The following is a 12994-nucleotide window of genomic DNA, read 5'->3' on the forward strand; positions in this document are numbered from 1 at the left end:
ATTTATAGGGCATTACGCGCTGCATCAACCGTCTGGTCGACGAGCGCTTTGAATGAGATTTTCGCCGGGCGGCGCATATAGGTGACGATGTCGTCGGCCAGAAGCGGCTTCGACCAGCGTTCCGCAATAATGTCGGGGCCATGCTGGATGGCTATCATGCTCAGAATCTGAGCTGCATTGCAGTCAACATCGTGGCCGATGCCACAGACGATTTCGAGCGTACGGTCGAAATCGCCTTCGCCAAACCACAGTGCCACCACCTGCGCCGCAGCATTTGGCGTGACGTGAATCCAGTTATACTCGGCATATTCCGCATCGCATTTTGCCCATGCGTCCTGCCAGTTGCCAGCCACACGGCAGGCATCAAGCGCGAAAGCGAGAACCGCACCATATTCGGTGTCGGTCGAGAAAAGTGCCGCAGTGGTGACGAGCAATTCGAGAGTGTCGCTGACTGCAAAGGCACGCGCTGCCATGACAGCATTAAACACTTCGCCCAAAATACCATTTCCGGCGTGGGAGATTTCCGCATCCATCCATGCAAGCCGTGCGGATTCGCGAGCGCGACCCGGCACAACCATGCCGCAAATGGTGCCGCGCATCTGTGCGCCGATCCATTCATCAAACGGATTGTCGGATGTGCCGGTTTCAGGTGCCGTAAGCCCACGACGCATGTTGGAAAGTGCGATCGCTTCTGCCGACCAGCCAAGCGGGATCAGCGAGGTCCAGCGTTCGGCAATATCGGCGCTTGTGACGGCAAAGCCCTTGTCGCCAAAGGCTTCCAGAAAGGCGATCTCGAAGGTTATGTCGTCATTATAGGTGTTGGGCTCGCGCACATAATCGCGTATCGGCCCGAAGACTTCAGCGATGTTTTCGGCTGTATAGCCTTCGAGGGCCGTGCCAGCGGCTGCCCCCACCAGCTGCGCCATCCAGGCGGCTGCAGTGCGCTCATGAAAATCATCGGAGCCAAGATTATAAGCGACGTCTTCCGGCCAATCGACCGTCGCGTCAAATGCTTCCCACGATGCATAACGCACGGTCTTTTGCGACGGGTGGTTCGGGTCTGGTTTTGCCGCACGCATCAGCACCCGCAGGCGCATATCGATGCGATAAAGCGTTTCAAAGTCGCCTTTTCCAAGAGCTGCAAGCCCATCACGCAGAAGCTCGGCATATGGCGCCAGCACGTAGCCCTTGTTTTCGAGCGATTGCAACGCGCCAGCCATCAGACATTCGGGTGCTGCTGATCCCGGCACATTGCTTTTCCAGAACATTGCCATGAGATCGTCCTGCGCCTTCATGACAGCGCTTGCGTCCCATGTCTGTTCTTCTGCTGTGCGCACGACAGGTTTGGTGTCGCGCAACAGATCGCGTGTAAGCTCCCAGGCTTTCATGGTTTTCTCATTCTTATGCATTTTCAGGATTTCTTCAATTGTTTGGCACGCCGCTGTCTTCTGGCGGCATGCACTGTCAGCACCACGACCGGGACGAGATAAGGGATCATCTGCATCAGCTCGAACGGTAGTCCAAGGCTTTGTAACGTAATGGCGAGCGATTCTGCTGCGGCAAGTACAAGGCTTGCTGCCAGCGTTCCCCAGGCAGTTCCCTGTCCCATAACCTCCGCTGCAATAGCAATGAAGCCGCGACCGGCGGTCATGTTCTGGCCGAACCATGTGACATAGCCGAGCGACAGATAGGCACCAGCCGCACCGCCAAATATGCCTGAAAGAACCAGTGCCTGCATTTGCACGCGTTTGACATGAATGCCCGCCGCGCGTGCGGATTTAGGATCGACACCTGTCGCACGCACATGAAGACCGAAGCGGGTGCGCATCATCAGGAGGCTGACAGCCGGAACGGCCAGCAATGCTGCAAAGCTCAGTATGTGGACATTGCCGACGTAAGGTATGGCGAGACTTGGCAGTGCACCGCTCTTTAACGCGCCCGACATGCCCTTGTCACCGGTGGCAAGGAAAAGCCCCAGTGTCGTACCGGAAGCTGCTGCAATATTGAGCGCGATACCGGTCATGATAAGATCAGTACCGAGACGGTTGACGGACAAGGACATCAGCCAACCGAGGAAGGCGCCGACAATAAGGGCGGCGAGCAGGCCGATAGCCGGGCTTCCGGTTGCGGCACTTGCGAGAACCGCAATGAGTGCTGCGGTCAGCATCATGCCTTCCATGCCGATATTCAGCACACCTGCACGGTCGGAGATCATCACGCCGAGGGCAGCCAGCAGAAGCGGTGTTGCCACACGCAGGATTGTTGCAATGAAGGAAGGATCGAGAATTTGTGCAAGAACCGCGCTCATGACTGTTCTCCTTCCCGATTGCGTAAGTTTCGGATCAAACGCAGCACAGTTGGATGATTGTGAATCACGCTGGCTGTCGCCCCCACCATGATGGCAGCGGTGACAAGGCCTACGACTTCGGTCGGAATGTTCATGTTCCGCGCCAGAAGATCGCCCCCCACCTGAACAAAGCCTAAGAATAACGCGGCCGGAACGATCAGGAACGGGTTTTCGCGAGCGAGAATTGCAACGACCAGACCAGTCCAGCCATAGCCCGGAAGATCGAGCCAAGCGAAGCGGTTATGCAGGCCCAGAACTTCGAGCGCGCCCGCCATGCCTGCCACCAGACCGCCAATGATCTGTGCACGCATCACAATGCCTTTGAGCGGTAAGCCAAGATGGTTGGCAAGGCCGGGGCTGGAACCTGCAATACGGATATTGAGGCCCGAGCGGGTCCAGTATAGCCAGATACCGCCCGCGATGCAGGCAAGGATCGCAATGATCGAGCCGCTGTTAAGGCGGGTGCCCGCCAGAAGGCGCTCAAGTTTGGCATCCGCCGGAATGCGCATCGACATCATACCGCCCGCAGCCGGATCGCGAATGACATAGTTGAGCACGAACAGGCCCAAAAACAGGAAGGCATAGTTCAGAACCAGTGATGTCACCATTTCTGACGCGCCAAAACGCAGGCGCAGCGCTGCCGGAATGGTACAGGCAAAGCTGCCTGCAACTGCACCGCACAGAATGGCGACGGGTAGCGAGAACCAGCCGAGCGAAGGCAACAGAACTGCCCCCGCAACAGCACCCAGTCCACCGAGATAAAAGCCGCTTTCAGCGCCCAGATTGAACAGGCCCGAGCGGAACAGAATGGTGATGGCAAGACCAGTGAGCATGATCGGCGTTGCAGCTTCAACCATATTGCCCATATGGCGGATACTGCCAAACGGTCCGAGGAAGAAGGTTTTGAGAACGCCTGCCGGATTATCCTGCATCAGTGCCAGCGGCACCAGCAGAGCTGCCATGATGATGCCGATCACAAGCACGGTCAGAAAAAACGGGATCAGATAGGATATAAATCTACGCATCAGGCAACATTCCTCGTGCCAAGCATATACGGGCCGAGAACCGCTGGAGTGATGTCTGGTCCATTCTTGAGAACGGCGACGATGCGACCATTGAAGAACACGACGATACGGTCGCTGAGCCGCAGCAATTCGTCGAGATCGGCGCTAACGAGGAGAACGGCACAGCCGCCTTGCGCGACCTCATCCATACGACGATGCAGGAAGGCTGCTGCTGAAACATCGATGCCGCGTGTCGGCTGGTCGGCGATCAGAAATTTCGGATTTGTGGCAAGTTCCCGTGCGGCGATGAGCTTTTGAGCATTGCCGCCCGATAGCGAATCGAGCCTTTCGGTGATCGCACCTGCGCGTACCGAATATTGTCTGATCATGCCGCTGACACGCGCTTTGATCGCGTTCCAGCGCAAGAAGGGACCAAAATCAGTTTCGCGATTACCATCCGTGCCAGCAATGGCATTTTCTGCCAAAGAAAGACCGGGGGCGCCGCCTTGTGAAAAGCGATCGGCTGGCAGATAGGCCAGACCCTTCTTACGCCAGCTTGCGGTTTTGGCGGAGAGCATGTCTGCACCATTCAAGCGAATGGTCCCGTTACTTGCTTCCATAAGACCTGAGAGAACCGAAACGAGTCCGCGCTGGCCGCTGCCATCGACACCGGCAACGCCAACAATTTCACCGGCACCGATTGTCAGGCTCACGTCGCGAATGCGGTCAGCGGGATCAAGCGCCTCAATGGTAACGCCTTGCATTTCAAGGACTGTTTCCGTCGGTCCTTGCTTGTGAGCACGTTCGGGAATATCGACCGCGTGCCCCATGACCATCTGCATGATGGCATCATCAGGCACGTCTGAAAGCTTTTCAGTGCCGGTGACCATGCCAGCGCGCAAAACGGTGACGTTTTCAGCAAGCTCACGCACTTCGTTGAGTTTGTGCGAAATGAAGAGAATAGTGATGCCTTCGTCGCGCAGCGCTTTCAGCCTGCGCATCAGCTCTTCGATTTCCGGCGGCGAAAGAACAGCAGTCGGTTCGTCAAGGATCAGGAGACGGGTGCGGCGCGAAAGGGCTTTGAGAATCTCGATTTTCTGTTGCGAAGCAACGGATAGTGTACCGGTGACCGCATCCGGGTCGGCGTGCAGATCATAATGCTGCATCAGCTCTTCGACCATTTTACGAGCACTTACACGGTCGATAAATCCACCCTTTACGGGCTCATTACCAAGAATGATATTTTCAGTGACTGTCAGCGTCGGCACGAGCGAGAAATGCTGGTGCACCATGCCGATGCCTTTCGCGGCGGCATGTTCCGGCGACCATGAGGCAATGCGCTGACCATCAATGATGATCTCGCCTGCCGTGGCATTCTCGATGCCGAAGAGGATTTTCATGAGCGTGGATTTGCCAGCGCCGTTCTCGCCGCAAATGGCATGGATGGAACCGGCGCGGATCGAGAACGATACGTCTCGTAATGCCTGCGTGCCGTTCGGATAGACCTTGCTCACATTGCGGAAGGCGACGATTGCATCGCCGCCTTCATTGTTTTCAGCTTGTTTTTTCACGATCAGGGACGAACCTTATTGCGGATCGCGTTAAGATCCTCGGTGCTCATACCAAACGCGGTTGGAACCGTGATCTTGCCTTCGGAAATCTCATCGGAAGCTTTTTTAATGGCGTCCTTCATTTCCTGCGTGGCCATGGAAGCCATATTGCCGTCCTGCACGATGCCAACAGCACCTTCTTTCAGACCAAGCGCTTCAGCTTTGCCGAAAGGAAGATTACCTTCCTTGAAGCGCTCAAAAGCCTGCAAAAGGCTGACGTCGACGTTTTTGAGAACGGAGCTGACGACCTGCTTGGCCATCGCTGGATCGCTATCCTTGAAGATGGCTTCCTGATCGGAATCGACACCGAGCACATATTTGCCGGTTTCTTTCGCTGCCGAAAGCTGGCCAAGGCCGGTTTGCGAGGCGACGACGAAACCAAGCGCCACATCGGAGCGATATTGTGCAAGGCCAAGTTCCTTGCCCTTTGCCGCATCCATGAAGGAGCCTGCATAGGAAATGGCGATTTTCACGTCCGGCGAGATTGCCTGAGCACCCGCGACATAGCCGACGAGGAAGTCGTTGATAACCGGAATGTCCATGCCGCCGAGGAAGCCGAGATTCTTGCCGACATCGCCAAGCTTGCCCTGCTTCAGAAGCTCTGCCGCCAGCATTCCGCCCAGATAAGAACCTTCGTTCTGCTTGTACTGGATCGAATAGACGTTGTCGTAGCCGCCTTCTTCATAAGGCACGCTTGCATCATAGAGGACGTATTTCTTGTCCGGATATTGCTGTGCGACCGAACCGACGGTTTCCGACATCTGATAGGTGCCGCCAATGATCAGGTCCCAGTCCTGTTCGGACGCATCAAGGAAAACCGGTTCCCATTTGGTTGGATCATCGCCGATTTCCAAAATCTTGGTTTCGACGTCGTCGCCATATTTGTCCTTGATCATCTTCATGCCATTGGCAGCGGAATCGAAGAAGGATTTATCGCCGAGCGCGCCATTGATGATGAGCAGGATCTTGTCCTGCGCTTGCGCTGCCGTGGTGGCAACAGTGCCCATCGCCGTCGATGCAGCGAGAGCAAAAGCAAGATGCAACATTCCCCGTCTGGTGGATTTAAACACAACAGAACTCCATTATTTTACATGTCTAGAGATGGAATTTCTGTCTTTGGCTTTTTGCCTTTATTACAGACCCCCACACCTTGCCCGATCAAACGATGACGGCATGTGGGAGTCAATCTCCAATTTCGGGGGCTGCTGTGGACAAGGTAAGGCTATTGCGTCGAATCCTGTTAAAGCTTTCGATTATTTCACGAGTGCCTGGCTCGGATGGCGCAGAGTGGGATCAAAAGGGTTGAGTTTCTCGGTAATAATGGCCGCTTCCTTGCGCAGAAGTTCGGTAATCGTGTGCTGACGTTTTTCTGTTAATCGTGAGGCCAGTGTGCCGATACTGAGTGCTGCGACAGCTTCACCGCTGCGATTCAGTACAGGAACGCCCAGACCGGACATACCGTCGATCATGTTGAAATTATAGGTAGCGGCACCGGTGCGGCGCACGTCCTCGATCATGATGCGCAGGTCCACCTCATCGACAGTAGCCTTGTCGAGAATACGCGGCATGTTGAAACGTATGATCGCCTCGCGCTCTTCTTCTGGCAGGAAAGCGAGGATGGCAAGGCTGCCCTGACCGATGCCGAGCGGAACTTTACCGCCAATGTCGCCGGTAAAGGAGCGGATCGGAAACGGACCTTCCACACGATCAAGACAGACCGCATCGAAATTGCTGCGCACCAGCAAGAAGACCGTATCGTTGAACGTCGTTGAAAGCCGTAAGAGCGACGGGCGCGCGAGGCTCAGAATGCCATCACGCTGACGGGCCTGTGCTGCCATGGCGAAGAAGTCCAGCGACAGGCGATAGGCTTTCTTGTCGGGAAGCTGCTCGACAAGGTCCTCGGCAATCAGCGTCTTCAACAAACGATGGGCCGAAGGCTGGCTCAATTCGAGATCGCGCGCCAGATCAATGAGGCGGACACCGTCTTCCGTGCTTGCTGCCAGACCTTTCAAAATATGGATTGCCTTCACCAGACTTGAGTTAAGCGAGGCACCAGATTTCGTATTCTCTGATATATCATCCATAAAATTGCTTCCAAATTCTGTATTATGAAAGAAATATATAATTTATTCCGAAATTGAAAATTATAATTTGTAATCGCTCAAAATTTTCTGCCATTTGAAATCGTCGCCAATGGGAAGGTCAGGCAAGGCATTGAATGGATGCCGAGCGGATCGGCGGTATTTGCTTCAGACCTGGGGAACGCTGCGACTGCACAAGCGGTCGGAGGTCACGCGTTCAGAAACCAAGTCTGATAAGCGCGCAAATGCGCGATCAAGCCGCTCCCCTCAGCCAGTCCTATGAAGAGGCGACGTGAACCAACATCGCGGCGCTTCCGGTCCCCCACTTTGACTGGCGGAAGTCTTGCCGAGAGGGAGACGCAATGAGCTTTTTGACCCTTTCCAATATTTCCCGTTACTACGGCAAGTTCGCAGCCGTTGATAACTTCAATCTGGAGATTGAAAAGGGAGAGTTCATTTCACTTCTCGGCCCGTCAGGCTGCGGCAAAACCACAACATTGCAGATGATTGCCGGTCTTGTACCGCCGTCATCGGGAGCGATTACACTCGACGCGCGCGACATCACGCGACTGGCCCCTGCCAAGCGCGAACTGGGTGTGGTGTTTCAGAGCTACGCGCTGTTTCCACATATGACGGTTGCACAGAATGTCAGCTTCGGTCTGGAAATGCGAAAAGTGCCAAAGTCGGAACGCGAAAAACGTGTACGCGATGTGCTGGAACTGGTTCGCCTGAGCGCACTGGCCGAACGCTATCCACGCGAAATGTCGGGCGGTCAGCGTCAGCGCGTGGCAATTGCCCGTGCGCTGGTCATCAACCCGCCGGTGTTGTTGCTCGTTGAACCTCTGTCCAACCTTGATGCGCAGCTGCGTGAGGAAATGCAGTTTGAACTGCGCCGCATTCAGCGCACGGTCGGCATTACAACCATCATGGTGACACATGATCAGGCCGAAGCGCTGTCGATCAGCGACCGCATTGTTGTCATGGAAAAAGGCGTGATCACGCAGGTTGATGCGCCGTACAAACTCTATGAGCATCCGCATAACCACTTTATTTCCAACTTTGTTGGCAAGTCGAACTTCCTGAAGGCGCTGGCCAATGGTGAAACTGTCTCGGTTGCCGAAACCGACATTCGCTTTCCGTCAGCCGATCAGAGCGTTTCGGGCGAAGTTTCGGTGTTTATTCGCCCGGAAAAGGTCCATCTCGTTGGTGAAGGCGAAGGCCAGATCAGTGGCGAGGTGACGACGCGATACTTCATGGGCAGCCAGTGGCTGCTCGGTGTATCGACCAGGGCGGGCCAGCTTTCCGTGGCTTTGCCAAATCTGGGCAATCCACCTCCTGCGGAAGGCACAACGGTTGGCCTTGCCTGGAACCATGAAGATTGCCGCATCCTGAATGCAGGAGCGAACTGATCATGAGTGCCGTTTCGCAGACAACGCCCGGTGAAACAAAAGAGCGGCGGAATTATTTGCCGTTATTCCTGACCGGACCTTCCACCCTTTTGTTCTTTGCGCTGGTGCTTTTGCCGCTGGCGCTGACGGTCATGCTGTCTTTCAATAGCTATAGCTACGACAAGGGCGTTCAGGACATTTACACCATCGCCAATTATACGCAGGTGCTTCAGGACCCTTATTACCTGAACATCTTCTGGCGCACATTGCGGCTTGCGCTGATTACCACGGTCATTGCCATTATTATTGGTGTGCCGGAAGCCTATATTCTTTCAAACATGCGCGCGCCGTGGCGCTCGATCTTCCTGCTGGTTATCATCGGCCCACTGCTGGTTTCGGTCGTCGTGCGCACATTCGGCTGGAGTATGCTTTTGGGCCGCAACGGCCTCGTCAACAGCACGCTAGAATTGCTGGGCCTGCCGGCAGCACAGATCCTTTACACGGAAACGGCGATCGTGATTGGTCTTGTGCATATCATGCTGCCTTTCATGGTGATCCCGGTATGGACGGTGCTGCAAAAGCTTGATCCAACGGTTGAGGCTGCAGCCCTTACGCTGGGCGCATCACGTTTCGCGGCACTGCGCCGTGTGGTGTTCCCGCAAGCCGTTCTCGGCATTTTGTCGGGTAGCCTGATCGTCTTTGCACTGTCTGCAAGCTCGTTCGCAATCCCTGGCCTGTTGGGTGGTCGCCGTCTCAAAATGGCGGCAACGGTTGTCTATGATGAGTTCCTGATTGAGCTCAACTGGCCGCTCGGTGCTGCCATCGCGATCATCGTTCTCCTCGCCAATCTTATCATCATGATTGCTTATAATCGCATGCTTGAAGGGCAAGCGAGAAAGAAGCTGGGGTAACCGCCATGACAAAGAACGGTCCTTTCGCACTCTTCTTTCACACGCTGGTCGTCATCTTCATGCTGGCGCCGATGGTTGTGGTCTGCCTCGTGGCGTTCACACCGGAAAACACGCTGTCCATGCCATGGAACGGCTTGTCGCTGCGCTGGTTCAAGGCGGTCTTCGCGCATAATGATTTCATGACCTCGTTCTCAAACTCGCTGAAACTTGCAATTTTCTCGGCGACGATTTCAACGCTGCTTGCTGTTCCTTCCGGTCTTGCAATCGCTCAGTACAAGTTTCGGGGTCGTGACGCGCTCAATGCATTGTTTCTCTCGCCACTGATCATCCCGCATCTGGTGCTGGGCGTCGCGTTTCTGCGCCTGTTCTCGCTGATGGGCCTGACCGGCTCGTTTGCCTGGCTGGTTGCAACTCACGTGATTGTCGTCACACCTTATGCGCTGCGTCTGATCCTGGCATCGCTGAGCGGTATGGACCGCAATGCGGAAAATGCTGCACGCACCTTGGGTGCTGGTGAATGGACAGTGTTCCGCCGCGTTACGCTGCCACTTTTGCTGCCGGGATTGTCTGGAGGCTGGTTGCTTGCCTTCATCAACTCGTTCGACGAACTCACCATGTCGATCTTCGTTACTTCGCCATCAACCGTCACGCTGCCGGTGCGCATGTATATGTATGCAAGCGAATCCATCGATCCGATGATGGCTGCGGTTTCGGCGCTGATGATCCTCGTTGCGACTGTAACCATGGTGATTATCGACCGCCTGTTTGGTCTCGACCGCGTACTCGTGGGCAAGGGCTGATAGGGGCGCTCATATCATGGCGGTTTCAGTTTCGCCTTTAACGGCTCAGTTCCGCAGGCGGTATCGTCTCAATGAACAGCCGGTTGGCTTTCAACTCGATGGCGTCCCCTTTGAGGGCCGCCGGGGAGACACGGTGCTGACGGCTATTCTCTCGGTGCAGGGAAAAGTGCGTCATACAGAATTTACCGGCGAGCCGCGTGCGGGCTTCTGCCTCATTGGTGCGTGTCAGGATTGTCATGTCATGACGGTGGAAGGCAAACGCCTGCGCGCCTGCACAACGCTGCTTGAAGAAGGCATGGAATTTGTGACGGAGCCGGTGACATGAGTGCGGCTCTCGCGCCTGTCATTGTTGGGGCTGGCCCAGCGGGTATTCGTGCCGCAGAAATGCTGGTGAAAGCTGGTCATCGTCCGATTGTGCTTGATGAGGGCATGCGCGCTGGTGGGCAGATTTATCGTCGTCCGCCTTTCGATGATGGTCGTAGCTACAAGGCGCGTTATGGTTCGGAAGCGCATAAGGCTGAGGCGCTGCATAAGGCGTTCGATCATTTGCGCGACGCAGTTGATTACCGTCCGGAAACGCTGGTCTGGAACATTTCACGCGACAATGGCAGCAGCCTTGATCTGATGTCGGCCGGGGCGCATACGCAACTCCCCTTCAGCCATTTGTTGCTTGCGACGGGGGCTACAGATCGTGTCTTGCCGTTTTCAGGCTGGACCAAGCCGGGTGTCTATACGCTTGGTGCCTCGCAAACGGCGCTGAAAGCACAGGGCTGCACAATCGGCGAACGTGTCGTTTTCATGGGGTCGGGGCCGCTGCTTTATCTCGTTGCATGGCAATACCATCATGCGGGTGCGAAGGTTGCGGCAGTTCTGGATACAGCACCCTTTAGTTCGAAGTTTCACCTTGCACATCTCGCCCTACACGCGCCGCGCATTGTGGTGCTTGGTGCTTATTATGGCTTGCGCCTGATGCTTGGTGGCGTGCCGGTCCATTACAATGTGCGACCTGAACAGGTGTTGGGTGAGGGACACGTCGAGGGCATTCGTTATCAAAAGGCTGGCCGCAGCCGGGAAATTGAATGCGATGCGCTGGCCTATGGCTTTGCATTGCGTCCTGAGACCCAGCTTGCTGACCTTGCGGGTTGTGAATTTGGCTTTGAAGATCGTGACCGTTCCTGGCTTCCTGTCGCGGATACACTTGGGCGGACCAGTCAGGCCGGTGTTTATGTTGCGGGCGATGGTGCAGGTATTGCAGGCGCAGATGCGGCGGAAATTCGTGGACAGCTGGCGGCGATTGCCATGATCCGGGATATTGGTGGCGTGACCGACACCACGTTCGAACGCCGTCTTCACGGTGAGCTTGATGCAATCTATCGCCAGCGTTTGATCCTTGAGAAGGCATTTCCATTTCCGCACGACTGGTTTGAAACGGTTGGGCAGGATGTAACGCTTTGCCGTTGCGAGGAGATAAAGCTCAGCGAAGCGTGCGCAATCATCCGCGATGGTAAGACAAGCGAGATCAATCGACTGAAAGCGTTGAGCCGTGTGGGTATGGGCCGTTGTCAGGGCCGTATGTGCTCGGCTGCGGCGGCCGAACTTCTGGCTGCAATGCAGAATAAGTCTCCGTCAGAAGCTGGCCGTATTCGTGCGCAGGCGCCGGTCAAGCCGATCCCGCTTGGCTTTGGTACAAAACCACGTCAGGAGGTGCGTTCATGACAAAGCGCCTTCAGGCCGATGCACTGATTATCGGCGGTGGAATTGTTGGCGGCTCAGCGGCACTTTTCATGCGCAAGGCCGGGTTGTCGGTCATCCTTCTCGACAAAGGCTTCTGTGGTGCGCAGGCAAGCGGCGTCAATTATGGTGGCGTGCGCAGGCAGGGTCGCGAACCTGAGCAAATCGCTTTGTCGCAACGTTCGTTTGATCTCTGGGCGCGCCTGCCGGAACTTATTGGCATTGACGGCGAGTATGTTCGCAGCGGTCATCTGAAACTTGCACGCACACCAGAGAGCTTTGCGTCTCTTGAAGCCTACGCACAACGGGTCAGGCCGCTAGGACTTGAGCTGGAACTGATCGGCGGTAACGCCGTGAAAGAGCGCTTTCCATGGCTGACGGGTGATGTGGCTGGCGCGTCGCTTTGTGCGGAAGATGGTCACGCAAATCCGCGTCTTGTTTCGCCTGCCTTTGCGCGCGCTGCAAAGGCTCTGGGTGCAACGGTACTGGAAAATACGCCTGTCCACGAAGTGCAGACAACAGGTAATGGTTTCGTGGCGCTGGCGGGTGACGGCATCGAAATTCGCGCAAGCATGGTCTTCAATTGCGCGGGTGCCTGGTCTGATCGCTTTGCAGCCTCCTTTGGCGAACCGGTTCCATTGAAGCGGATTTATCCCTCGATGGTGGTGACAGAGCCAATGCCTTTACGCCTGCCGATGAGCCTCGGCGAAGAAGGCGGCGGTTTCTATGGTCGTCAGGTCACGCGTGGCAATTATGTGATGGGCGGGGGACGTGCAACGCCACTTGAAAACCCGGATTTTTCACGTCCTTCAGTCAATGCCGCGTCATCCGTGATGCTGCGTGCCATCGAGCTTTTTCCGCATCTCCAGCATGCGCAGGTCATCCGCTTCTGGTCCGGGACGGAAGCGGAGATGCCGGACGATAATCCGGTGATCGGGCCAAGTGGCCGCGTCAAAAATCTCTTTCATGGCTTCGGCTTTAACGGTGCCGGTTTTCAGACCGGGCCTGCCGTCGGCGCTGTGCTGTGCGATCTGGCCGTCAAGGGCGAGACAGAAACACCGATCGAGGCTTTCTCGATCAATCGATTTAACCATCCAACCTCAAATCACAAAGGGAACTAGC

The 12994-nt window shown here is 55.7% G+C and carries 12 protein-coding genes; 6 read left to right on the forward strand and 6 right to left on the reverse strand.

Going from position 1 to position 12994, the window contains the following annotated elements; translation table 11 throughout:
* Positions 1 to 2 precede the first annotated feature (2 nt).
* The 6 genes from CEV32_RS22105 to CEV32_RS22130 form a co-directional block, all read right to left on the reverse strand.
* Positions 3 to 1388: an ADP-ribosylglycohydrolase family protein gene (locus tag CEV32_RS22105; protein WP_235818862.1), complete on the reverse strand. Its 1386-nt coding sequence runs from the start codon at positions 1386 to 1388 to the stop codon at positions 3 to 5.
* Between the two features lie 23 nt (positions 1389 to 1411).
* A complete protein-coding gene (locus tag CEV32_RS22110) occupies positions 1412 to 2308 on the reverse strand; it encodes an ABC transporter permease (protein ID WP_094579284.1) in 897 nt (298 codons plus the stop codon).
* Positions 2305 to 3372 carry an ABC transporter permease gene (locus CEV32_RS22115; protein ID WP_094579285.1) on the reverse strand — a complete coding sequence of 356 codons (1068 nt, stop codon included), beginning with the start codon at positions 3370 to 3372 and terminating at the stop codon, positions 2305 to 2307. The genes CEV32_RS22110 and CEV32_RS22115 overlap by 4 nt, the downstream gene beginning before the upstream one ends.
* Positions 3372 to 4922 carry an ABC transporter ATP-binding protein gene (locus tag CEV32_RS22120; RefSeq protein WP_094579286.1) on the reverse strand — a complete coding sequence of 517 codons (1551 nt, stop codon included), beginning with the start codon at positions 4920 to 4922 and terminating at the stop codon, positions 3372 to 3374. The genes CEV32_RS22115 and CEV32_RS22120 overlap by 1 nt, the downstream gene beginning before the upstream one ends.
* 2 nt (positions 4923 to 4924) lie before the next feature.
* On the reverse strand, positions 4925 to 6031 hold the full coding sequence (locus CEV32_RS22125) for a BMP family ABC transporter substrate-binding protein (RefSeq protein ID WP_094579287.1): 1107 nt from the start codon (positions 6029 to 6031) through the stop codon (positions 4925 to 4927).
* A gap of 183 nt (positions 6032 to 6214) precedes the next feature.
* On the reverse strand, positions 6215 to 7045 hold the full coding sequence (locus CEV32_RS22130) for an IclR family transcriptional regulator (RefSeq protein ID WP_094579288.1): 831 nt from the start codon (positions 7043 to 7045) through the stop codon (positions 6215 to 6217).
* A 359-nt stretch (positions 7046 to 7404) separates the two neighbouring features.
* Here CEV32_RS22130 and CEV32_RS22135 point away from each other — a divergent pair, with 359 nt between their 5' ends.
* From CEV32_RS22135 to CEV32_RS22160, 6 genes are read left to right on the forward strand one after another with little or no spacing between them, the layout of a single operon-like run.
* On the forward strand, positions 7405 to 8451 hold the full coding sequence (locus CEV32_RS22135; protein WP_094579289.1) for an ABC transporter ATP-binding protein: 1047 nt from the start codon (positions 7405 to 7407) through the stop codon (positions 8449 to 8451).
* 2 nt (positions 8452 to 8453) lie between these two features.
* Complete coding sequence (locus CEV32_RS22140; protein ID WP_094579290.1) at positions 8454 to 9341, forward strand: ABC transporter permease; 888 nt, start codon at positions 8454 to 8456, stop codon at positions 9339 to 9341.
* A gap of 5 nt (positions 9342 to 9346) precedes the next feature.
* The gene (locus CEV32_RS22145; protein WP_094579291.1) at positions 9347 to 10141 is read left to right on the forward strand and encodes an ABC transporter permease; all 795 of its coding nucleotides are present in this window, start codon (positions 9347 to 9349) and stop codon (positions 10139 to 10141) included.
* 16 nt (positions 10142 to 10157) lie between these two features.
* The gene (locus CEV32_RS22150) at positions 10158 to 10466 is read left to right on the forward strand and encodes a (2Fe-2S)-binding protein (RefSeq protein WP_094579292.1); all 309 of its coding nucleotides are present in this window, start codon (positions 10158 to 10160) and stop codon (positions 10464 to 10466) included.
* On the forward strand, positions 10463 to 11857 hold the full coding sequence (locus CEV32_RS22155; RefSeq protein WP_094579293.1) for an FAD/NAD(P)-dependent oxidoreductase: 1395 nt from the start codon (positions 10463 to 10465) through the stop codon (positions 11855 to 11857). The genes CEV32_RS22150 and CEV32_RS22155 overlap by 4 nt, the downstream gene beginning before the upstream one ends.
* Positions 11854 to 12993, forward strand: coding sequence for an NAD(P)/FAD-dependent oxidoreductase (locus CEV32_RS22160; protein WP_094579294.1), 1140 nt, complete (start codon positions 11854 to 11856; stop codon positions 12991 to 12993). Before CEV32_RS22155 ends, CEV32_RS22160 begins: the two co-directional genes overlap by 4 nt.
* Position 12994: the final 1 nt, after the last annotated feature.

The organism is Brucella rhizosphaerae (assembly GCF_002252475.1).
GTDB classification, from domain to species: Bacteria; Pseudomonadota; Alphaproteobacteria; order Rhizobiales; family Rhizobiaceae; genus Brucella; species Brucella rhizosphaerae.